The sequence below is a fragment of the Nonomuraea turcica genome (assembly GCF_030718205.1).
Lineage (GTDB): Bacteria > Actinomycetota > Actinomycetes > Streptosporangiales > Streptosporangiaceae > Nonomuraea.
The window spans coordinates 561,214-583,989 of sequence record NZ_JAUZQF010000002.1; the positions used below are offsets into that span (position 1 = coordinate 561,214).

A 22,776-nucleotide genomic window follows, 5' to 3' on the forward strand; every position below is an offset into this window, starting at 1 on the left:
GCCGGTGCCTCCAGATTGTCGTGGTGAACGTGCGATGTCCTCAGTGGCTCCGGCGCCGTCAATCTGCCGGAGCGGCCTCGGCGACGCTCGCCTCCGCCTCGACCGGCCGGCGCAGCGCGGCGTACGACCAGAGCACGCCGAGCGCGATCCACGCGAGCAGAGCCCATGGGATGGTGTCCAGAGGGCTCGCCGCCTGGTAGAAGGCGCCGAACACCGCGCCGGTCGCGACCGTCACCCCTGCGACGGCGGCGACCACCAGCTTGCCGCTGCTGACCTGACCCCACAGGCCCTTGACACCTGCCGCGCTCACCACGAGGTACATCAGCGCCAGGCCCGTCCCGCCGAAGCCCGCCATCCAGCCGAACATCGGGGACCACTGCGGCTGGAGGACGCCCGGCTGGCCGGTCGCCCGGGAGAAGAGTCCGTCACTGATCACGACCACCATGACCGAGACGACCGAGACGACACCGAGGAGAGCGGCGGAACGGGCCGGCGTCCGGTACCGGGGGTGGACGGCGGCGAGGACTTTCGGGAGCCGCTGCTCGCGGGCCATCGAGAGCATCCCGCGGGTCACCGCGACGCCTACTCCGATCGCGACCGCGAGGACGTCGAGGATGACCAGGATCGACACGAGGTGGCCGAACACGGGGGAGCCGAAGTCGGCGCCCGACGCCAGTGCCTGCAGCGGGAAGACGCTGTTCTTCCACGCCTCCGCGTCCAGGCCGAACCCGATGTCCTGGGCATACGCGGTCACCAGGTAGAACGCCCCGACGATGGTGAGTGACAGCATGACCGCCCGCGGGATGTGCCGCTTCGGCTCCGCGGTCTCCTCGGCGAGGTTGGCGGCGGACTCGAACCCGATGAACATGTTGATGCCGTAGAGGACGCCGTACAGAAGGTCCAGACCGCCCACCGCGAGCGGGTTGAAGGGGGCCGCGGACAGGCTGTGCCCGCCCTGCCCGCCCGCGAGGATGATGCGCACCGAGAAGGCGAGCACGACCGCCATCGAGAGCAGCGCGAGAGCGAGCTGCGTGCGAATCGAGATCTGGACGCCGATGACGAGCACGGCCACGACGATCGCCACGTATCCGAGCGACAGCGGCCACCACGGCACGTCGACCGACAGCAGGCTGAGCAAGAGATCCTGCGTGAGGCCGCCGAGCAGGAGGAAGGTCGCGGCCGCGAGGACCAGCATCGCGCCGTAGTAGAGCCAGCCGCCGACGAGACCGACCCGGGGACCGGCGCTGAGACTGACGTAGTCGTAGAGCGAGCCGCACCGATGGATCCGCTTGGCGTACTGGGCGATGATCCAGCCCACCCCCGCCATGCCGACGGCGGCGATCAGGATGGCGGCGGGAGTCGCGACGCCGGCGCCGCGGCCGGTCGCCGACAACCCGACGACCAGGGGCATGAGGGCCGCGATGGAGAAGACGGGGCCCATGAATCCGATGGACTGGGTGAGCACGCCGAGCAGGGAAAGGCGACCCCGCGCGAGCTCGGTGTTGTCAGGGGTTGGCGTCATCCGAAGCAGCTCCTTGGGGTCGTGCGTCTTCACGCGAAGGATGAGTCCCCGTCTTGTCCGATAATCGTTCAGCAAGTTCGATTAATGGAAACACATCGTGCGTCCGCTGGTCGGCTGGTGTCAACCCCCGGGGAATCGCGACCTGACATCGACCCGGACCGCCGGGCGAGCCACGCACATCGCGGCCCCGGAGCGCGGGATTGATGCGTATGGGGTCGTCCAGGCGGGCCATGCCGGAAGGCCGCTGATCCGCGGCAGGAGACAGCACACGGAGACCACCCGCCGTCTTCAACGCCGACAGGGCCCGAGAAGAAGTGCGCCTCCCGGGCCGCTACGGGCGCGGCGGCCCGGGACGATCGGCCGTGTCGCGGCCCAGGAACTCCGCCAGCAGGCGGTCGGGCTCCATCGGATCCGTCGAAGTGATCCGCAGCAGCCCGCCGCGCCAGTGGTGGTCGGTCATGCCCGGGTTGTGAACGGAGGTTCCGTCGGGCCAGACGACCTGCGGGCTGCCCTGGATCCGCACGCCCTGGCTTTCGGTGAAGTCACGTACGACGTCCGCTCGGACGTTTTGCGTCCGCCAGGCGGACATGACGCCTTCCACATCGCAGTCGGGCCGGTACTCGAGAGCGATGTCCAGGGATCGGCGCAGTCCGGCCTCGATGCTGACATCCACCGAATCCCGAAAGAACGCGATTCTGAGGGCGTAGTCGACATGCTCCGCCAGCTCGGCCCCACCCGTACGGGCCGCCGCCGCCACCAGTTCGAACGCCGGCAGGAAAGTGGAGGGCCACGACTCCCCCGAATAGAGGTTGAACAGCTCCGGCTCGTGGGAGGCCAGCGCGGCGACCTCGACCGAGAGGATGTCCCTGGGGGTCCCGCGGTGATTGACCCATTCCAACGGCCATGCCCGCGGGACGAAGACGACCTCGGCGCCCAGACGGGCCCGGGCCCGCCGCAGCCGATGCACCGCGATCAGGGCCCAGGGACAGTGGATGTCCGACCAGATGTCGACCCGCCGCGTCACCGAGCCCGATCCCCCATGTCATTTCCCCCTGGTACGCCGGACAACTCCATCTCCGCAGGGGCGAGTAGCCGCGCGAACCTCACCAGCCGTGCGCCCTGATAGCGGGCGCAGCTCAACGTCACATCGTCGGGGGGACTCGAGGGGAACCCGGCCGGCCACGATGTCCCATAAGGGTTGCCACCGGCGGCGTACACGACGTCGTCGGTGTATCCGAGTGGAACGATGACCGATCCCCAGTGGTAGAAGACGTTGTTGAGGGAAATGATCGTCGACTCCTGTCCCCCGTGCTGCTCCGCCGAGGACACGAACGTGGTGACGGGCTTGTCGGCCAGTTTGCCCGCATGCCACAGGCTGCTGGCCGAGTCGATGAACTGCTTCAGCTGTGCCGCCGGCGTGCCGTAGCGGGTCGGCGTCCCGAAGGCGTATCCGTCCGCCCATTCGAGGTCGTCGAGTGTCGCCACGTCGACGACCGAGTCGACGTCCTGACGGTGCTGGGCCCAGTCCGCGTTCGAGGCGATCGCCTCGGGCGGGGCGAGTTCGGTGACCCGGCGCAGCCGGACCTCGGCGCCGGCTGATTCGGCCCCTTCGGCGACGGCTTCCGCGAGCCGGTGCACCGATCCGGTGGCGCTGTAGTAGACGACGAGAACACGTGGTGACATGACGAACCTTTCCATGGGACGCGGGGAGGAGTTGCGGCGGAATGTGGGGGATCAGCGGTGAGTTGCGGGAAGGAGCGGCCGCCCGCGTTGCCGGCAGGACGACCCGCGGAGGTCAGAGAACGATCGTCACGGTCTTCTCTTCGGTGTTCGCCTCGATGCCCGCCCACCCCAGCTCCCGGCCTTGACCGCTGAGCTTGAAACCTCCCCAGGGAAGGCTCGGGTCGAGCGGAGACCAGCCGTTCACCGCGACCGCACCCGCCTTGACGCCGCGCGACACCCTGTGCGCGCGGCCGACGTCCGAGGTCCACAAGGTGGCGGACAGCGCGTAGTCGCAGTCGTTGGCGATCGCGACCGCCTCCTCCTCGGAGTCGAACGGGATGATCGTGCCGACCGGGCCGAAGATCTCTTCTCGGGCGATGGTCATCGAGTTCGTCGCGTCGGCGAACAGGGTCGGTTCGACGAAGTAGCCCGGACGTTCCGGCCGGCCGCCCCCGACGACGCACCGCGCGCCGCCCGCGACGCCCGCCTCGATGTATCGGGACACTCGCTCGAGCTGCCGCGCGTTGATGAGAGCTCCCATCGTCGTGCCCTCATCGAACGGGTCGCCGAGCTTCACGCCGCGCGCCCTGGTCACCAGACGTTCCACGACTTCGTCGTAGACGGCGCGGGCCACGAGAATGCGGCTGCCTGCGGCGCACACCTCCCCCTGGTTGGCGAAGATGCCGACGGCCACACCGTCGGCCGCCGCGTCGAGGTCGGCGTCCGCGAAGACGATCTGCGGGCTCTTCCCGCCCAGTTCGAGGGTGACGCGACGGAACCCCTTCGCCGCGGCGACGGCCACCTTGTACCCCGTCTCAGGACTTCCGGTGAAGGAGATCTTGTCGACGCCCGGGTGATCGATGAGGAGCTGGCCGGTCACGCTTCCACGGCCGGGAAGCACACTGAACGCCCCAGGAGGGAATCCGGCCTCTTCGATGAGTGATGCCAGCAGCAGCGATGTCAGCGGTGCCTCCTCCGGAGGCTTCAGGATGAGCGCGCACCCCGCGGCGAGGGCGGGTGCGATCTTCCACGCCGCGATCATCGTCGGCGAGTTCCACGGCGTGATCGCGGCGACGACCCCGACCGGTTCACGGACCGTGTAGCTGACCGTGGGCCGTCCCATGTAGCCGGACGTCGGGATGGAGCGTCCCTCCAGCTTGTCCGCCCAGCCGGCGAAGTGGCGGAAGGTCCGGACCGACTGGGGAAGATCGATCGCGCGGGGCTCGAAGCCCGGCTTGCCGACGTCGAGCGACTCCAGTGCCGCGAATTCTTCGCTGCGCTCCTCGAGCAGGTCTGCCACCCGGTTGAGCAACCGGCCCCTGGTGGCACCATCCGTCCGTCCCCACGCGCCGTCGTCCAAGGCTGATCGCGCGAAGGAGACGGCCGAGTCGACCTCGGCGGGGCCGGCCGCCTGAACCGTTATGAGCCGTCGCTCTGTCACGGGATCGACCACGTCGAACGTGCCCACACCTCGCGTGACACCCCACCGTCCCGCGTAGTACGGCTCGGTGGGGACCTTCAGGGCCAGGCGTTCGGCTTCAGCACGTACTATCATGTTCGATTACCGTTCTTTTTGGCCGATAGTCGTACGCGAACGATAGTCACGGCGCCGGATGACCGTCAAGACGGCACCGCACGCCGACATGTGACACCATGTGCGCCTGGAAAGGAGGGTGAGGAGCTGTCGTGGCTGCACCGGGCGGGGAGACATCTCAGACACTCGACCGCGGTTTGACCGTGCTCAAATTGCTGGCCAGGAGCGAGGACGGCCTGACGGCCGCCGACCTCGCCGAACGGCTCCACACTGCCCGGGCCATCGTTTACCGCTTGCTGCGCACTCTGGAGGCCCACGATCTCGTGAGCCGCGAGGGCGCGAAGTACGTCCTCGGGTACGGCATCGCCGAGTTGGCCGGACGCCTCCAACCACGGCTCCAGACCACGATATGGCCCATTCTGCGCAAGCTCAGCGAGCAGACCGGCAGCACCGCGCTACTGAGCGTTGCCGACGGAGATCATGCGCTCATCCTCGTGACGGCGGAACCTCTGAACAGCACCTTCCACCTGGCGATGCGGGAAGGGGCGCGCCACCCCCTCAACGTCGGCGCCGACGGGGTGGCGATCCTCGCCGGCCGGCCACCGAGCGCCGGCGACACCGAAGACGTCCGGCTGGCGCGTGAGCGCGGCTACGCCGTCACGGTGGGCATGATCCAGCCCGGCGCGGTCGGCATTGCCGCGCCCATCCAGGTGTCGGACTGGGCGACGGCGAGCCTCGGAGTGGTCCAGCTCGGCGTCAAGGCAGACGATGCGCTCGTTCCCGCCGTGATGGACGCCGCGGCCGAGGCCAGCGCGCGACTGTCAGGCGCACCCCGAGCCGAAGCGGCCGAGCGCTACTAGGGGTTGCGGCACACGTCAGTCCGGGCGGCCGGCGATCGCCTCGCGCCGGAATTCGCGGGGTGAGAGCCCGTATTCCGATCGGAACAGCTTGCTGAAGTGGCTGGGGTCCTTGATGCCCCAGCGACTCGCGATGGTCTGGGCGGGCAGGTGGGCCAGTGCGGCGTCGGCGAGGTCCTGGCGGATGCGGTCCAGCCGGCGGCGGCGTACGTGGTCGCTGACGGTGTGGCCCTGCTGCTGGAACAGTTTGTGCAGGTAGCGCACCGAGACATGGTGGGCGGCGGCGATCGCGGCGGGCGGCAGGTCGTCCTTCAGATGGCGATCGATGTGGTCCAGGACCCGCTCCAGCAGGGCGACGCCGTCGCCGGGCGGGGCCGGCCGGGACGACTCGTGCAGCACCGTTCTGAGCACGGCCGTGACGTGGTGTCCCAGCTCGTGGCCGGCCAGCGGGCCCAGCCGCGCGGCCTGGTCGGCCAGCTCCATCAGCATGGCCCCCAGGATGCGCGCGCTGGGCGGCCCGAGGATGTCGCGGTTGGCGGTGAAGCCGCGGGAGATGCTGAACGCGGCCGTGGAGAGCCTGATCAGGAAGTAGCGGTAGGGGCCGTCGAATTCCAGCCGGAACGGCCGCGAGCCGGAGTAGAGCAGGAACTCGCCGGTGGACAGCGAGGCGAGTCGGCCATCCTGTTCCAGCCGGCCGTTGCCATCCCGGAGGAGTCCGAGCAGGTGCTGGCCCGCCGGAGCGGCCGTTGACCGCAGGGAGCTCACCCGGACCCGGTTCTCACCGGTGATCTCGCACGCGCCCAGCGCGCCGAGGCGGTACGGCCTCGTCTCCGCCTGGTAGGGACGATCCTCGTCCCGGACGAGAACCGCGTCAGAGGCACCCGCCCCCTGACGTGCGGCCGTGTCGAGATAGCCGTAGACGAGGGTGCCGTCCGGCCTGTGCTCGATGGGCATGGCCCTCCTTCACCTGCCGTTGCGCATGCTCCAGTGTCGGGCCGGGCGCTGGAAGACCACAAGTGTGCGCTGCCACACCAATTCGCCCACCGCCTGGTGGCGATCATCTGAACATTCCTCAGGTGAAAGGCGGACCCCGGCGTGGACGTTCTGCTCGCCATCGTGGGCCAGTTCGGGCTGTACGGCCTGCTCACCCTCGGCGTCGCGATCATCTTCGCGGCGCTGCGGGTGGTGAACCTCGCCCAGGGCGACCTGGCGATGACCGGCGCGTACGTCGCCGCGACCGTCACCGGCGCCGCGTTCGGCTGGCGGGTGCTGCTGGCTCTCGTGCTGTGCGTCCTGCCGCTCATGGTGATCGAGCGAGCGCTGCTGCGGCGTCCGCTGGCTGACGGCCTGGCCACGATGCTGGTCACCTGGGGTGTGGGCATGGCGTTGCGGCAGGGCGCCGAGCTGCTGTTCACCTCCACGTCCCGGTCGGTGGCCGATCCCGTGGGCGGCACGGTCGAGCTGCTCGGCACGTCTTATCCGGCCTACCGCCTGGTGGCCGGCCTGGTCGCGGTGGTGGTCATCGGAGTCGTCCTGCTGGTGACCTACCGGACGGGCTGGGGGCTCACGCTGCGCGCGGTCGCGGACAATCCCACGATGGCGGCGCTGCTGGGCACCGATCCGCGCCGGATGCGGATCGCGGCCTTCGTCGCCGGCGGGCTGCTGGCGGTGCTGGCCGGGGCACTGTACAGCCCGTTGCTCGCGGTGAATCCGACGATGGGCTTCGGGCTGCTCGTGCCCATGTTCTTCGCGCTGCTGTTCAGCCGCCCGGGTGCGCTCGGGTCTGCGGTGGCCGCGGCGTTCCTGGTGGCCGCGCTGGCCGTGCTGCTGCGTACCTGGCTCACCGACACGCTCGCCGACGTGCTCTTCTACATCGTCGTCATCGGGACCGCGGCGCTCCGGTCGCGTTCCCACGTACGGAGGTTGCTCTCATGGTCCCGTCGCATCCTTACTCCCGCGCGGCCGTAGCCACGACGGCCGCGGCGGCCCTGCTGTCGCTGGCGGCGTGCAGCGGCTCGGCCGTGTCCAGCGCCGCCGACGACGCCGGCGCGCCATTGAAGATCGGGGTGGTCCTCCCGCTCACCGGCCCCGTGAGCGAGACGGGCAAGGCGCTCCAGCGCGGCTTCGAGCTGGGCGTGCGGAAGGTCAACGACAGCGGAGGGGTCAACGGCAAGAAGGTCGAGTACGTGGTCACCGACGATGCGGGCGACCCGGCGACCTCCACGCAGCTGGCCCGCAAGCTCATCCAGCAGGACCGCGTGTCGATGTTGTTCGGCACCATCACCGGCGACACCGCGGAAGCGGTGAGCAAGGTCGCGAACGATTCCGAGGTGCCGTTCGGCACCGCCATCCTGGGCGACAACGAGCGTTGTTTCCGCTACGCGTGGGGCTTCGGCGAGTCCACCCGCCAGATCCTCCTCCCGAGCGTTCCCAAGCTGATTCGCAAGCACGGCAAGCGGGTCGCCATCGCCGGGTCGGACTACAACTATCCGCATTTCTACGCCGGCATCGTCAAAGAGGTCGCCAAGTCGGCCGGCGGGACGATCGTCGCGGAGGAGTACAGCCCGCTCGGCCAGACGGACTGGCAGTCGGTCATCACCAGGCTGAAGGACGCCAAGCCGGACGTGCTGCTGTCGATGGTGGTCGGCGCGGACGCGGTGGCCTTCAGCAAGCAGGGCCAGCAGTTCGGGCTGTTCCGCGGCGAGCTGGGCTACGACGGCGCGCCGTTGGACGCCGACTACTATCCGGCGCTCAGCGATCTGGTGAACGGGCGCACCCACGTCGTGCGCTGGACCGATCGGCTCGACCACGCCGAGAGCAAGAAGTTCGTGACCGATTACCGGGCCGCCTACAAGTGGACGCAACCCATTCCCGAGGTCGCGGGCAACGCCTACTTCGGCGTCCAGTTCTTCCTCGCCGCCGCGGGCAAGGCCGGCCGCAACGACCCCAAGGCGATCAACAGTGAGATCGGGCGGATGCGGTTCGACTCGCCGCTGGGCAAGGGCACGTACTTCGAGCCGGCCAACCACCTCCTTCAGGCGGACATGCTGGAGACCACCATCGGGCCGGGCGGCGCCTACGCGGTGACGCGTAACCTCGGCCAGATCACCGACACCGTTGCCAAGCAGGGTTGCCCGTGAGCGCTCCTCGCATGGCAGGCGCCGTCACCGCGCTGCTGATCGTGGCCCTGGCGGCGGCGCCTTTCGGGCTCAGCGCCTTCACCGTTGCCACCTTGACCCTCGGCCTGTGTTTCGGGCTGTTCACCTACGGGCTGGATCTGGCCTGGGGACGGGCCGGGCTCCTCAGCGTCGGCCACGCGGCCTTCTTCGGCTGCGGCGCCTACGCGGTGGCGCTGAGCGAGCGGCACGGCATCCCCCTGATGCTCGCGCTGGCCGTGGCGCTTGCGGCGGCAACGATGATCGCGCTGGTCGTGGTCCGCATCGGCCTGGCCTCGGGAGTACCCGACGCGCCGCTGATCTTGCTGACGCTCGGGGTCAGCCTGCTCCTTCAGAAGGCGGCCACCACGCTCACGTCGCTCACCAACGGGACCAACGGCCTGCCGGTGTCCACCTCGGACATCGTGTCCACCTACTACCGGACACTGGTCGCGGTCGTCGTGGTGGTGGGGCTGTGCACGTTGCTGATCGTCCGCAGCCGGTTCGGGGCGCGCCTGACGGCGGCGGCCCGGAATCCGGAACGTGCCGCGCAGTCGGGCATCGACACCATCCGCGTCCGTTCGGCCGCCTTCGCCGCGAGCGCGGTCGTGTCGACGATCGCCGGTGCCTTGTACGCCCCCGTTGCCGGACTGGTGTCGCCGCCCGTGTTCGGCCTGGGGTTGTCGACCAGCGTCCTGGTCTGGCTCGCCCTGGGCGGCCGGGAGTCGACGCTGGGGCCGCTGCTCGGCGCGGTGGCGCTCACGACCGGTCAGCAGATCCTGGGCACCGCCTGGCTGGGCTGGTACGTCTTGGGGCTCGCCGCCCTGTTCGTCCTGGTCGTCCAGGTCGCGCCGGCCGGGCTGGCCGGGCTCGCCCGCTCCTGGCCGTCGGGCGGCAGGCCCGGCGTGACGCTGCCTCCGGCCGCCTCCCGGGACAGGAGGACATCGCCCGCGGCCGTCTCCCTGGACCAGCGGGCCGATACGCCGCCCGCGGCCGGTCGCGACGCCGCGCTGTGCCTGGACGGGATCGCCAAGTCCTTCGGCCCCGTCCGAGTTCTCGACGGCGTGGACCTCGTCGTACCGCCGGGCCGGTGCGTCTGCCTGATCGGGCCCAACGGCGCGGGCAAGAGCACGCTGCTGGCCATCGTCGCCGGCCAGCTCGCGGCCGACGCCGGCACACTGCGCATCTTCGGCCGGGACGCGGCGGCCGTACCGGTGCACCGCCGGGTACGCATGGGCGTGGGCCGCATGTTCCAGATCCCCAGCGTCATCACGGCGCTGTCCCCCGCCGACAACATCCGGTTGGCACGCATGGAGGCGCCGGTCCCGGCCGAGCTGCCCGAGGAGTACGAGGATCTGGTGACGAACGACGCGATCGAGGCGGGCACCCTCCCCCTGGCCGACCGCCGCCGCCTGGAACTGGCCATGGTGCTGGCAGGCGCCCCGAGGCTGGTCCTGCTGGACGAGCCGACGGCGGGCATGGGACGGCAGGACGCCCGACGGCTGACGCAGGAGCTGAAACAGGTCACCGTACGGACCGGCTGCGCCATGCTCGTCGTCGAACACGACATGGAGATCGTCAGAGAGCTCGCCGACGACGTCGTCGTCCTGCACGGCGGCCGGATCATCGCCCACGGCCCCATGGACGACATCGTGGCCGACACGGCTGTGCGCGAGGCGTACCTGGGAGCGGGCCGATGCTGACGCTGAGCGGAATGTCCGGCGGATACGGCCAGGCGAACGTCGTCCGCGAAGTGACCACGGAGGTCGCGGCGGGCGAGGTGGTCGCGCTGCTGGGACGCAACGGCACGGGCAAGACGACCCTGCTGCGCACAGTCTTCGGCCTGGCCGACCGGCAGGGCGGCGAGGTCGACTTCGACGGCTGTCCCGTGCCGCCGGGCCGTCCCGACCTGCTCGCCAGGTGGGGCGCCGCCCTCATGCCCGAAGACCGCGGCGTCTTCCCGTCGCTGACCGTCGCCGAGAACATCCGGCTGGCCACACGGAGAGGGTTCGTCCCGGCCGTCGACCCGCGGGAGCTGTTCCCGCTGCTGACCGAGCGGGCCGGCCAGCCGGCCGGCACCCTGTCCGGCGGGCAGAAACAGCAGGTCGGGGTGGCGCGGTCGATCCTGGCCGGGCAGCGCATGATAGTGATCGACGAGCTGACCCAGGGCCTGCAGCCCTCACTCGTGAGCGAGGTGCTGACCGCGCTCGCCACCGTCGCCGCGCACGGCGTCGCCGTGATCGTCGTCGACCAGCATGCCGGGCTGTTGCTCGATCACTGCCACCGCGCCCTCGTCATGGAGGCGGGCCGGGTCGTGCTCGACGCGCCGGTCGGCCAGGAAACCCGTCAGCGGCTCGACGAGCTGCTCATGGTTCGCTGATTTGCCTGTTTGGAGCTGATATGGATCCCTTCGCCGCCGCCGTCGACCTCGCCACGGCTGTACGCAAACGAGAGCTGAGCCCTGTCGAGATCGTCGACACCTACTTGCGCAGGATCGACCGTTACGATCCCGGCCTCACCTGCTTCGTCTGGCGTAATGACGACGAGGTGCGCGCCGCCGCCCGGCGGGCCGAGCAGGCCGTCGCCGATCGCGCGGATCTGCCGCCCTTTCACGGAGTGCCGATTCCCATCAAGGAGCTGACCGAGGTGGCGGGGCAACCGGCCACCTACGGATCACTGGGGGTGAATGATCATCCACGGACTTCGAGCGAGCCCGTGGTCGAGCGGTTCCTTGACGCCGGATTCCTGCTCATGGGGCGTACGAACAGTCCGGAGATGGGCCTGCTGTCCACCACGGAGAACCGCCGCTTCGGCAGCACCCGCAACCCCTGGGACCCGTCCCGCAGCCCCGGCGGGTCGAGCGGCGGCGCGGCGGCCGCGGTGGCGGCCGGGCTGAGCCCGGTGGCGCACGCCAACGACGGCGGCGGCTCCATCCGCATGCCGTCGTCCAGTTGCGGCCTGGTGGGGCTGAAGCCCAGCAGAGGGCGGGTGCCGCAGCAGGTGGCGGCGTGGGAGCATGCCACCGTCGAGGGAGCCGTTACCCGCTACACGCGTGACGCCGCCGTGTTGCTCGACGTCATGTCCGTGCCGGACCGGCTGGCCTGGTACCAGGCGCCGGCGCCGGAACGCCCCTTCGCCGAGGAGGTGGGGCGCGACAGCGGGCGGCTGCGCGTCGGCCTGCTCACTCAGGCGCCCACCGGCCTGCCGGTGGACCCCGTGTGCGTGGAGGCGGCCGAGCGGGCGGCGCGGCTCCTGGAATCCCTCGGGCACGACGTCTTCCCCGTCGCTCCCCGCTTCTTCAGCGAGGAGGCCATCGCGGGGTACGCGCAGACCGTGCTGGACGCCAACCTGTGGGCCATGCCCTACGACCGGCCCGAGCTGGCCGAGGCGCATCTGCGCCGCCGGATGGAGCGCGCGGCGGCCAGGCACTCCGGCGAGTACGTGGAGGCCGCGTTCCGCCTGCAGCTGGAATCCCGCGCTGTCGTCGCGCAGTGGGGCCGCGACTTCGACGTCCTGCTCACGCCCACCATGGCCTGCCCCCCGCCACCCGTCGACGCCGTCCTCCAGGAGGCCAACGACAACCCCGACGGACTGCGGGTCACCGAAACCCAGATGATCTCCTTCACCGCGGTCTGCAACATCACCGGCCTGCCTGCGATCACCCTCCCCCTGCACAGCTCCCCCACCGGCCTCCCCATCGGCGCACAGCTCGTGGCCGGCCCCTGGGACGAGGCCGTGCTCATCCGCCTCGCCTCCGCCCTGGAAACGCTGGACCCATGGCCGCAGCGCCGCCCCGCACGCTTCACCGCCTGACCACGGACCGCCTCAAGCAGCCGGCTCGCCGCGGCTGACGTCCTGGGTCCAGGCGCCGCCGGGGAAGGTGACGTTGTTTACGGCCGGCGACCGCTCCGATCAGCATGGTCGCGCCGATGAGGGTTCACGCTCGTCGGCCGGCGCGACTCAGCAGAGCGGTCGCCGCGACGGCGAGCACTGCCAGAAGGGAGAGCGCGGTGGCCGGGCCGAGCACCGTCCACGGCGCGAGCTCCGCGTATGACTGGTTCTCCGACAGCAACCGCCCCCATTCGGGTACGGGCGGCTGCTCGCCGAGCCCGAGGAAGCCGAGAGAGGCAAGGACGAGGACGACAGTCGGCAGCCGCAGCAGGGCGTTGCGCAGCAGTGGCGGGACCAGGGCGGGCAACAGATGACGCCGGATCAGGTGGCGGCGGCTCGCCCCCAGGGCGAGGGAGGCGGCTATGTGCGTTGCGGCGCGTTCCTGCTCCAACAGCGCGGCGGTCTGGGCGGCGTACGGGCTCCACCCGACGAAGCAGACGGCCAGCGCCGCGCCGAGCGCCGACGGTCCGGTGACGGCCGTGACCAGCAGGCCCGCCAGGATCACCGGCAAGGTGGACACGATGTCGGTCAGACCGGCCGTGACCTGGCGCGCCAGTCCGGCGAGCACACCGAGGACAAGACTGACGGCGGTGACGGCGAAGGCCAGCGCCGTGGTGCGGAGTGCGCCGTGCCCCAGCCGGGCGAGCAGATCGCGCCCGAGCGCGTCGGTGCCGAGCGGGTGCTCGTACGAGGGAGCCAGCAGCCGCCCGGCGGTGTCCACCTGGATGGGGTCACGCAACAGCCCGAGCCCGACGACGGTGGCGAGCAGCAGGGCGCACCCGATGGCCACGGCCGGCAGCGCGCGTCCAGTATGCAGGCCGGGCAGGGGTAGCGACGGCAGCGCCCCGTCGCGTAGAGCGGGGCCGAGCAGGGAGCGTCGTGCCAAGCGTACGAGCAGTCCCGCGCCGGCGCCGAGCAGGATCAGGGCGAGGCTTCCGCTCTGCAGGACGGGCAGGTCCTGCGCGATGGCGGCATCGAGGGTGAGCATGCCGAGGCCGGGAATGGCGTAGATCTTCTCGACGGCGACCGCGCCCCCGGCCAGGCTGACCACGGTGGGCAGCAGTTGCGGGAGTACGCCCGGCACCGTGCGGCGCAGCGCGGCACGCATGATCCACCCAGGCGGCATTCCGCTGGCGGTCGCCGCACGGGCCCAGGGCTCACGGAACGCGGCGGGCAGCGCCTGGTCGAGCAGTCCGCCGATCATCGCGCCGGAGGGCACACCGAGGGCGAGCGCGGGCAGCACCATCGACGACGGCCCCTCCCAGCCATACGGCGGAAACCAGCCCAGGTGTACGCCGAGGATGGTGGAGAGCACGGCTGCGAGCAGGAACTTGGGCAGTGCCGCCACCACCGCCGCGCCGATTCCGGCCCGGTTGCGGGTGAGCCGGCGATGGGCGCCCAACCACAGCGTCCGGGCGCAGACCATCGCGGCGACGGTGAGGGTGACCATGAGTGCGGCCGAGGTGAGGGTGAGTGAGACGCCGAGCGCGGTGCCGAGGGCGGGCGCCACCGGCTCGCCGGAGACCCAGGAGGTCCCCGCATCGCCACGTACCAGAGCTCCCAGCCAGTGGCGGAGGGCGGCCACCGGACCGGCGTCCAGACCGAGTTGTTCACGTACGGCGGCCAGTGCCTCGGGGGACGGGTCCTGCTCGCCGGAACGGGCACGCAGGATGGTGAGCGCCGCGTCCGTACCGGAGATCCAGGGCAGCAGGGCGATGACGGTCAGCAGCCCGGCCCCGGCGAACAGAGCGCCGAAGAGGCCGGCCCAACGGCCGCCGGAGCTGCGGGACCGGCCGCGGGCCGGCGGGCGGAGCCGCGAGCCGGCTCTGGTGAGGCTCACGTGGGGGCGCGCTCTCGTGACTGCTTCGGCTACTTCAGCCGGGTGTCGAGGCCTACCAAGGAGCGCTCGCGCGGATCGAGGATGGCGCCTTCGACGTCGGTGGAGATACCCTGCAGGACTTTTTCGTGGATGAGCGGCACGACGGCGTCGGTGGACAGGACGGCGGCTTCGGCGGCCATCACCTTGTCCTGGCGCGTGCCGGCGCCCGACTCGGCTGCGGCCGAAATGGCCCGGTCGACGGCCGGTTCGGCGAGCCGGGTGATGTTGTAGGAGCCCTTGCTGGTGTAGTCGCTGGCCAGGTAGGCGACCGGGTCGCCGGTGTCGAGGAGCGTCACCCGGGAGAAGACCAGCGCGTCGTACTTTCCTGCGAGCAGATCGGCCTCCATCTGCGAATATTCACGGACGTCCTGCTTCACGGTGAATCCGGCCTTCTCCAGTTGCTGCTGGAGAACGCTGGCGACCTCGGGCAGTTCGGTGCGATTGGTGTAGGTGGCCAGGGTGATGGCTGTGCCGCCGGTCTGCTGCTTGACCTGCTCGGCGGTGGCGGCCTTCACGATGTGCTGGACGGTGACGTGCTTGTCCCGGGTCCAGGACATGGCGGGGCCGAACAGTCCCTGGGCGGCGTCGGCATAGCCGCCGAAGACGCTGTCCACGAGCGCGTTGGGCTCGACGGCCTCACGGGCGGCGGCGCGCATCGCGGCGTCCCGGAAGACGCCGCTGCCGGTGTTGAGCAGCAGGCTGTCGGTTCGGGTGGACGGGACCTCGTGGAGGGTTTCGGGTGCGAGGAGCTCGGCCTGGGAGGTGGGGATCCACTCGGCGATGTCGACGGATCCGCCGCGCAGGGCGTTCGCGCGAGCGGTGCCGTCGGCGATCCACGAGACGTCGATGCCGGCGGCCTTGGCCTTGCCGCCCCAGTAGCCGTCGAAGCGGTCAAGGGTGGCTTGGGTCTTGCCGCTGAGCTTGGTGATCTTGAAGGGGCCGGTGCCGGCACCGATCGGGCTGACGGCACCGTTGGATCCATACGCCTTCGGGGAGAGGATGCCCAGGGCGGGAGAGGCCAGGCGCAGCGGCAGGACGGGATCGACGGTGCCGGTGGTGAGGACCACGGTGTGGGCGTCCTGCGCCTTGGCGGTCAGCTCGATGTCACTCAGCACGCGCGGTGCCGGCTCGGCGTCGGAGGCGCGTGCAAGGGCGTTCGCGACGGCTTCGGCGGTGACCTTCGTCCCGTCCTGAAAGTGGGCGTCGCGTAGTTCGAAGGTCCACGTGGTGTCGTCGGCCTGTTTCCAGGAAGCGGCGAGTGCGGGCTTCGCGGTGCCGTCGACGTCGAGCCTGGTCAGGCCTTCGACGACGGAGAGCTTACTCAGTACCGTGGCGTCGTTGCTGTATGGGGAGAGGGCCTGGGCCGGTGGCACGGCCAGGGCGACTCTGATGCGCTGTTCGGACCGGGCGCCGCCCCTGCCGGCGGAGCCATCCGAGAAGCAGCCGGCCAGTAGCGGGGTAAGGAGCAGCGCCGCGGCGAGGCGGAGGGGGATTGTGCGCATAAGAGCAGTCCTGTGATGCCTGGTCCGAATTGATCGCGATAAGGTTAGCCTAACTTAACTGTTTCGCTTTCAACCAACCCCTGCCATTCAGCGGGAGCCGAGGCGAAGGACGTCGAGGGCCGTCAGGGCCACGTGCAGCTCGGTGCGTCGCTGCCCGGACTCCAGGTCGGAGCCGAGCAGCCGTTCGATGATGTGCAGCCGCTGGTAGAGCGTCTGCCGCGACAGATCCGCCGCTTGGGCGGCGGCCGTCTTGTTGCCTGCGGCGTCCAGGTAGTGGCGCAGCGCGTACAGCAGCTGCCGCAGCCCGATGTCCAACAGCTCGTGGTACGGCTTGCCGGAAGACGTGCCGGGCAGGGCCGACTCCGCGACGTAAGGTGCCCGTGCCGCTCTACAACGGCACGGCCTGGTTCCTGCCGTTCGCCGGCGCCTACTACAAGGTCAAGGACCGCTTCTCCTGACGCGTGCCGACTGTCCCCCGCGAACCGGCGGCCGGTCGGCGGCCTGGGCCGACCGGCCGCGGGGGTTCATAAGCGCCACATCGGTCACGCCCCGGACGGTGTCGCCGTCCGGGCGCGCGCTCACGCGGGGAGGCCGGGACTCCACCGAAACGGCTCAGTCCCTCGGCGGTGCTGTGCTCTCGCGAACCGTGAGGGTCGTCGCGATCTCCAGTCCCACCTGGGGAACCGACTCCCCACGGCCGATGGCCAGCGCCAGTTCCGTGGCGGCGACCGCCATCTCAGTCAGCGGCTGGTGAACCGTGGTCAAAGGCGGGTCGACCCAAGCCACGACCGGAAGATCGTCGTAGCCCACGACGCTCAGGTCCCTGGGGATGGACAGCCCCAGGTCGCGAGCGGCCCGGTAGACGCCGAGCGCCTGCAGGTCGTTCGCGGTGAAAATCGCGGTCGGCCGGTCAGGCCTGGACAGCAGCTCGCGCGCTGCGGCGCAGCCGTCCTCGCGGGTGAGAAGGGTGCGGACCAGGAGTCCGGGATCCGCGGGGACGTTGGCTTCAGCCAGCGCGGAGAGGTAGCCGGCCACTCTGGCGCGGCAGAACGTATGATCCGGGCCACTGATCATGGCGATGCGGCGGTGTCCCAGTTGGAGCAGGTGCCGGGTCGCCGCTTGGCCACCCCTCCAGTTGGTGGCGCCCACGAAGGGGACGCCGTCCGGCAACTCGTCGATCGGGTCGTAAACGACGTACGGGATGCCTTTCGCCTTCAACTTCTCACGCTCGGACGGCGAGAGCTGCGCCACTGACAAGACGCAGCGAGGGCGCCGGCCGACCGTGTCGTCGATGGACATCGCAGGCGTGTCATGGAGGCCGAACTCCGAAACCATGACGCCGACGCGGTTCTTGCGGGCCACCTGCTCGACACCGCGGATGATCTCCACGGCCCACATGTTCTCGAGCTCGCGGAACACGAGTTCCACGATATTGTTCCGGCTGCCCGAGGGCCTGCGGTATCCGTGCCGATTGATCAGTTCTTCGACGCGGGCACGAGTCTGTTCCGAGACCCCCGAACGTCCGTTGAGCACTTTCGACACGGTGGGGATCGAGACGCCTGCGGACTCGGCGATGTAGGCGATGGTGACCGACGGGATTCCACCACCTCGCGCGTTCTGCTCGTCGGCCGCTGGTTCGCCCGTTCGGTTATCCGTCACGTTCACCCTTTCCTCATCAACGGCGGGTCCGCACCAAGGAAACTATAGAGCAAGCCAGCCGAAAAACTTTCTGCCGCTCACCACTGCTTGAGGTCCGTCTCTAACGGCAAGCCGTGGTTTCGCCTCGTGCACCGACGCAGGCGAGCGTGGCACGGCTTGGCTTACACAGTCGCGCTATGGCTGTTGGCATGCCTGTCATCGCCGGTACGGCACGGCTTCCCGCAAGAGATGTTCGATAGTACGGTTTCGCGAGAAACTTTCGCGCCGTCCAGAGGAAAAGCATGTCCCCTCGCTACTTCGAAGACTTCTCGCCCGGCTACGGCACGCTGGCGCCGCGCGCCGTCCTCGCTTCAGACGCCCCGCGGCTCGATCTGAACGGTGACTGGGCGTTCCGTTTCTCCCAGACGGGTCTCGACGAGCCGGACGGCTTCGAGCTGCCCGGCTACGACGACATGGGATGGGACAAGGCTTCGCGTTCCCTCACACTGGCAGCTCCATGGGTACGGCAAGCCCGCCTATCTGAACATCCCGTACCCGATTCCCCTGGATCCCCCGTTCGTTCCGGACGAGAACCAGACCGGTGACTATCGCCGCGTCTTCGATCTGCCCGAGTCATGGGACGGCACACCTGCCGTGGTGCGCTTCGAGGGCGTGGACTCGTGCGCGCGAGTCTGGCTCAACGGGGTGGAACTGGGGGTGAGCCGGGGCAGCCGCCTGCCGGTGGAATTCGACGCCTCGGAGGTGCTGCGTCCGGGCCGCAATGTCCTGGCTGTCAGGGTTCACCAGTACTCCTCGGGCACGTACCTGGAGGACCAGGACACCTGGCGGCTGTCCGGGATCTTCCGCGACGTCGCGCTGCTGGCCCGGCCCGTCGGCGGGATCCGGGACGTGTTCGTGCACGCCGACTATGACGTCGCCGGCGGAGGCGGGCGGGTGCGATTCGACGTGGAAGCGGGGGCGCCCATCGAGGTCAGCATTCCGCTGCTCGGAGTGGGTGCCGCCCCAGCTACGGAGAGGTTCACGTTCGGCCAGGTGCGTCCGTGGAGCGCGGAGGACCCGTTCCTGTACGAGGCCACGCTTGCCACCCCGGCCGAACAGGTGCGCGTACGCTTCGGCTTCCGCACTGTCGCCATCGACGAGTCCGGTGTGCTGACGGTGAACGGGCGGCGAGTGGTGCTGCGCGGCGTCAACCGGCACGAGTTCGACCCCGATCGCGGCCGCGTGGTGAGCAAGGAGCTGATGCGCCGCGACGTGGAACTGATGAAGCAGCACAATGTCAACGCCGTCCGCACCTCGCACTACCCGCCCCACCCTGCATTCCTGGATCTCTGCGACGAGCTCGGCCTGTGGGTCATGCTGGAGTGCGATCTGGAGACGCACGGCTTCGACCAGACGCGGCCCGAACCCTGGCAGCGGAATCCCTCGGACGATCCACAGTGGCGTGACGCCTATCTGGATCGCATCCAGCGGACCGTGGAGCGCGACAAGAACCACCCCAGCGTCATCGCGTGGTCGCTCGGCAACGAGGCAGGCGACGGGCAGAACCTTGCGGCGATGGCCGCGTGGATCCACGAACGCGACCCGTCCCGGCCGGTCCACTACGAAGCCGACCGGCTGGCCCGCTACGTCGACATCTACGGCGAGATGTATCGCACCCCGGCCGTCGTCCACCGCATCGGTCAGGGACGGCTGCGCCCCGGGGAGATGTTCTATCCGGCCATCGACGGCGCGGGCGACCCGGCGGACGACCGGCGCAACGGCATGCCCTTTGTCTACACCGAGTTCGCGCACGCGATGGGCAACGGCCCCGGTGGCCTGGCGGAGTACATGCGGCTGTGCGAGCAGTACCCGCGGGTCCAGGGCGGATTCGTGTGGGAGTGGATAGACCAGGGCTTGCGCTCCACCGACGCCCTGGGCCGGGAGTTCTTCGCGTATGGCGGCGACTTCGGGGAGGACCTGCACGACGCGAACTACATCTGCGACGGCCTCATGTTCCCGGACCGGACGCCGTCACCGGGCATGCTGGAGTACCAGAAGGTCATCGAGCCCGTCGTCATCGAGCCGAGCAGCTCGGGACGCATCTCGATCCGCAATCGCCACGCCTTCCTGGACCTGTCCCACCTGCGGTTCACCTGGTCGGTTTCGCAGGACGGAGACCCGATCGCCGACGGGCGGCTTTCGCTGCCGCACGTTGCCGCCGGGCAGTGCGTCGATATCCCTGTCCCGAAGGCGTATGGGGAAGGCGAACGCTGGTTGACCGTGCAGGCCGAGCTGGCGGAGCCCACCGCGTGGGCGCCCGAGGGTCACGTGATGGCATGGGGCCAGATTCCGCCCGCCGCGACCAATGCCCCGACGGCCCTGACCGATACACGGGTACCCGCCGAGTCGCTCGGCGAGCACATCTCCCTCGGGCCGGCCCGTTTCGACCGACGTACGGGGAGGCTGGCCGGCCTCGGCGACCAGCGCTTTCACGGTCCTCAGCTGGTTCTGTGGCGCGCGCCCACGGACAACGACCTCGCCTGGGCGCAGGGCGACGCCCGGTACTGGAAGGACCGCGGCCTGGACCGGTTGCGCCACCGGACCGTGTCCGTCGATGCGGGCGATGCGGGCCTGACCGTCGTGGTGCGAAGCTCGGCGGCCAACTCCGACTCCGGCTATCTCTGCACGTACCGCTGGGACACGGACGGGCGGCACCTGCGGGTGCGGGTGCACACCGAGCCGTTCGGCTACTGGCCCGAACGGGCGGATACCTTCGCCGAGGCGATGGTGGACCCCGACCTGCCGGACGAGGAGCGCAAGGAACTTCTACGCCGCGACAAGGCGCCATCCCTGGCGCGAATCGGCCTCGTCTGGCAACTTCCCGAGGAATGGTCGCAGATCCAGTGGTTCGGCGCCGGACCCGGCGAAGCCTACCCCGACTCGCGGCAGGCGGCGCGGATCGGTCGCTTCCACGCCACGGTCGACGAGCTGCAGACCCCGTACGTCCGCCCGCAGGACAACGGATCTCGCGCCGACGTGCGGTGGGCCGAGATCACCGACCGGGCGGGCGCGGGAATCCGCATCGAGGGCGCGCCTCTGTTCAGCCTCGCCGCCCGGCGCTGGAGCGACCGGCACCTCGCGGCGGCCCGGCACCGGACCGATTTGGTCCCCGAGCCGCTGATCTACCTGTACACCGACCATGTCGTGCACGGCGTCGGGTCCGGGGCGGTCGGTCCCGGCGTCCTCCCCCAGTTCCGGCTCGACGTCAGGGCCGCAGACTTCGCCTTCATCCTGTCGACGACGGCCTAGACCAAAAAAGGGAGCCGCCCCGCATGTGCGGGGCGGCTCTCGGTGAGAAGGGTCAGGAGGCCGTGCCGGTGACCGTGTCGCCGGACCTGGTGACCTGGTAGGTGACCTTGGGGCCGCTCCAGAAGTGGAAGGTCAGCGTCAGCGGCGTGTTCTCCCGCATCTGGCTGACGAGCTCCTTGAGCAGGCGGATCGAGTTGTCGGCGTAGGCGGGAGAGTAGGACCTGCCGTACTCCTTGTAGGACGTCCAGTCGTGGGGTGCGGCGTTGGTGCCGTCGGCATACTTGGCCTCCATCGTGGCGAGCCGGTCACCGTTGAACTGTGTGGGAATGGTCAGCGACTCCGTGGTGCCGGTCGCGTTCGACAAGACCGGTGTGTCGTAGCTGATCACATAGATCTTCCACGGGATTCCCGAGGAGAATCTGGCCTGGATCGTCGCGTTGACGCCGTGGGCGCGGTCGCCCGCCAGCCGGGTGAGGGCCGCCGCCGTGAGCGTGAGCTTGTCGCCGGACACCGTGTAGTCCCGGCCCGGGGCGAGCCTGGCATCGCCATGCCAGAGTCCGCGGAACGAGGTCCCGTTCAGGTTCAGGGTGAGTGACCGGGCCTCGATCGCGCCCGACTTCGGCACGAAGATCGAATCAGTGGAGGCCGTACCCGAACGCGTGGTCCAGCTCGACTTGATCTGGGCGAACAGCCCGGGGTCCTTCCACTGCTGCAGGGTCTCCCGGTTGAGGTGCTGGCCGTTGTCCCACCACATCGTGGTGAGCTTCTTGACCCGCGCCTGGTAGCCCAGCATTTCGAAGAACTTCAGCTTCTCACCCTGCTGGACGGCGTTCCAGTCCACGTCGAAGCTGAGCAGGCCGTACTCACCGACGATCACCGGGATGCCGCGGTCGACGAAGGTCTTGGCCGACCTGTCGAAGTAGCCGATCAGGTCCTGCTGGGTCTCCTCGTTGAAGGTGGTGACTCCGGCGATGTTCACGCTGAACGGCCAGTAGCCGTAGAAGTGGACGGTCGCAGCCAGGTTCTTGTCGTTCAGCGCGGTGATCTCGTTGGAGAGTCCGTCCAGGTACTTCTGGTCCGCGCTGGTATGAACGGTGGGCAGGACCAGGATCCGGTCGGCGTTGAGGCCGCCCGAGCCGCGGACGATGCCGTGGAAGGAGCGGTTGAGCTCGGCGAGGAGCTTCATCTTCTCCTCGTCGGTGGCGTTGTCGAATTGCGGCTCGTTGACGCTCTCGAAGAGCACCTTGCTCGGCGCGTCACGGAAGGCGGCGGCGATCTGGGTCCACGAGGCGTTGAAGCGGGCGACCACCTCGTCGTGGTTGGCGGGCATCTTGGAGATCCACTGCCACGAGTCGTGGTGGACGTTGATCAGGACGTAGAGGTCGGAGGCGAGCGCCAGGTCGACGACTTCCTTCACCCGGTTCATCCACCTCGCGTCGATGGTGTACGGCGCGGTGGCGGACTGGTGGTCGGTCCAGGTGATGGGGATGCGGACGCTGCGGAAGCCCTGGGCGCGGATGGCCTCGAACAGCGGCTTGGTGGTCAGGGGGTTGCCCCACGAGGTCTCGTCGGGGAACGCGTCCAGCGTATTGCCCAGGTTCCAGCCGGGCTGCATCGCCGCCACGACGTCCATCGCGCTGTCGGTGCGCTTGTCGGTCGAGGCCGCGGTGGGGCTGCCGGCCAGCCCTAATGCGGTGATCAGCGCGATGAGGAGGCTCGCCGCGCGCGAGAGGGGGGTTTTCCTCATTTCTTCCCTTCCATGAGTCG

Annotated in this window: 17 protein-coding genes; 7 read left to right on the plus strand and 10 right to left on the minus strand. The window is 69.6% G+C overall.

All coding sequences use genetic code 11. The features are described 5' to 3' along the window. Positions 1 to 58: 58 nt before the first annotated feature. The 4 genes from Q9G87_RS08130 to Q9G87_RS08145 all read right to left on the minus strand — a co-directional run bounded on the left by Q9G87_RS08130 (position 59) and on the right by Q9G87_RS08145 (position 4,799). Positions 59 to 1,522, minus strand: coding sequence for an APC family permease (locus tag Q9G87_RS08130; protein ID WP_305915588.1), 1,464 nt, complete (start codon positions 1,520 to 1,522; stop codon positions 59 to 61). Between the two features lie 331 nt (positions 1,523 to 1,853). Further along, a complete protein-coding gene (locus tag Q9G87_RS08135; RefSeq protein ID WP_305915589.1) occupies positions 1,854 to 2,546 on the minus strand; it encodes a DsbA family oxidoreductase in 693 nt (230 codons plus the stop codon). Beyond that, positions 2,543 to 3,205: an NAD(P)H:quinone oxidoreductase gene (gene wrbA / locus Q9G87_RS08140; protein WP_305915590.1), complete on the minus strand. Its 663-nt coding sequence runs from the start codon at positions 3,203 to 3,205 to the stop codon at positions 2,543 to 2,545. Before wrbA ends, Q9G87_RS08135 begins: the two co-directional genes overlap by 4 nt. Positions 3,206 to 3,317: 112 nt before the next feature. Beyond that, positions 3,318 to 4,799 carry an aldehyde dehydrogenase family protein gene (locus Q9G87_RS08145; protein ID WP_305915591.1) on the minus strand — a complete coding sequence of 494 codons (1,482 nt, stop codon included), beginning with the start codon at positions 4,797 to 4,799 and terminating at the stop codon, positions 3,318 to 3,320. A 131-nt stretch (positions 4,800 to 4,930) separates the two neighbouring features. On the opposite strand from Q9G87_RS08145, the gene Q9G87_RS08150 reads away from it, so the two are divergent. Continuing rightward, positions 4,931 to 5,638, plus strand: coding sequence for an IclR family transcriptional regulator (locus Q9G87_RS08150; RefSeq protein ID WP_305915592.1), 708 nt, complete (start codon positions 4,931 to 4,933; stop codon positions 5,636 to 5,638). A 15-nt stretch (positions 5,639 to 5,653) separates the two neighbouring features. On the opposite strand, the gene Q9G87_RS08155 is transcribed toward Q9G87_RS08150, so the two are convergent. Further along, positions 5,654 to 6,589 carry a helix-turn-helix domain-containing protein gene (locus tag Q9G87_RS08155; protein WP_305915593.1) on the minus strand — a complete coding sequence of 312 codons (936 nt, stop codon included), beginning with the start codon at positions 6,587 to 6,589 and terminating at the stop codon, positions 5,654 to 5,656. 141 nt (positions 6,590 to 6,730) lie between these two features. Here Q9G87_RS08155 and Q9G87_RS08160 point away from each other — a divergent pair, with 141 nt between their 5' ends. From Q9G87_RS08160 to Q9G87_RS08180, 5 genes are read left to right on the plus strand one after another with little or no spacing between them, the layout of a single operon-like run. Further along, positions 6,731 to 7,603 (plus strand): branched-chain amino acid ABC transporter permease, encoded by an 873-nt coding sequence (locus tag Q9G87_RS08160; RefSeq protein ID WP_305915594.1) that lies wholly within the window; start codon positions 6,731 to 6,733, stop codon positions 7,601 to 7,603. Beyond that, a complete protein-coding gene (locus Q9G87_RS08165) occupies positions 7,567 to 8,775 on the plus strand; it encodes an ABC transporter substrate-binding protein (RefSeq protein ID WP_305915595.1) in 1,209 nt (402 codons plus the stop codon). The genes Q9G87_RS08160 and Q9G87_RS08165 overlap by 37 nt, the downstream gene beginning before the upstream one ends. Then, positions 8,772 to 10,493 carry a branched-chain amino acid ABC transporter ATP-binding protein/permease gene (locus Q9G87_RS08170; RefSeq protein WP_305915596.1) on the plus strand — a complete coding sequence of 574 codons (1,722 nt, stop codon included), beginning with the start codon at positions 8,772 to 8,774 and terminating at the stop codon, positions 10,491 to 10,493. The genes Q9G87_RS08165 and Q9G87_RS08170 overlap by 4 nt, the downstream gene beginning before the upstream one ends. Further along, positions 10,487 to 11,170, plus strand: coding sequence for an ATP-binding cassette domain-containing protein (locus tag Q9G87_RS08175; protein ID WP_305915597.1), 684 nt, complete (start codon positions 10,487 to 10,489; stop codon positions 11,168 to 11,170). Before Q9G87_RS08170 ends, Q9G87_RS08175 begins: the two co-directional genes overlap by 7 nt. Before the next feature lie 20 nt (positions 11,171 to 11,190). Continuing rightward, positions 11,191 to 12,603: an amidase gene (locus Q9G87_RS08180; protein WP_305915598.1), complete on the plus strand. Its 1,413-nt coding sequence runs from the start codon at positions 11,191 to 11,193 to the stop codon at positions 12,601 to 12,603. A 124-nt stretch (positions 12,604 to 12,727) separates the two neighbouring features. Here Q9G87_RS08180 and Q9G87_RS08185 read toward each other — a convergent pair whose 3' ends face one another. From Q9G87_RS08185 to Q9G87_RS08200, 4 genes are all read right to left on the minus strand, one after another. Continuing rightward, positions 12,728 to 14,521: an ABC transporter permease subunit gene (locus Q9G87_RS08185; protein WP_305915599.1), complete on the minus strand. Its 1,794-nt coding sequence runs from the start codon at positions 14,519 to 14,521 to the stop codon at positions 12,728 to 12,730. A gap of 29 nt (positions 14,522 to 14,550) precedes the next feature. Beyond that, the gene (locus tag Q9G87_RS08190; protein WP_305915600.1) at positions 14,551 to 16,062 is read right to left on the minus strand and encodes an ABC transporter substrate-binding protein; all 1,512 of its coding nucleotides are present in this window, start codon (positions 16,060 to 16,062) and stop codon (positions 14,551 to 14,553) included. 87 nt (positions 16,063 to 16,149) lie between these two features. Beyond that, complete coding sequence (locus tag Q9G87_RS08195; RefSeq protein ID WP_305915601.1) at positions 16,150 to 16,377, minus strand: helix-turn-helix domain-containing protein; 228 nt, start codon at positions 16,375 to 16,377, stop codon at positions 16,150 to 16,152. A gap of 297 nt (positions 16,378 to 16,674) precedes the next feature. After that, a complete protein-coding gene (locus Q9G87_RS08200) occupies positions 16,675 to 17,721 on the minus strand; it encodes a LacI family DNA-binding transcriptional regulator (protein WP_305915602.1) in 1,047 nt (348 codons plus the stop codon). 378 nt (positions 17,722 to 18,099) lie between these two features. Here Q9G87_RS08200 and Q9G87_RS08205 point away from each other — a divergent pair, with 378 nt between their 5' ends. Then, a complete protein-coding gene (locus tag Q9G87_RS08205) occupies positions 18,100 to 21,009 on the plus strand; it encodes a glycoside hydrolase family 2 TIM barrel-domain containing protein (protein ID WP_371825746.1) in 2,910 nt (969 codons plus the stop codon). Between the two features lie 52 nt (positions 21,010 to 21,061). Here Q9G87_RS08205 and Q9G87_RS08210 read toward each other — a convergent pair whose 3' ends face one another. Further along, entirely contained in the window at positions 21,062 to 22,756 is a 1,695-nt protein-coding gene (locus tag Q9G87_RS08210) for a cellulase family glycosylhydrolase (RefSeq protein ID WP_305915603.1), read from the minus strand. Between the last annotated feature and the right edge of the window lie 20 nt (positions 22,757 to 22,776).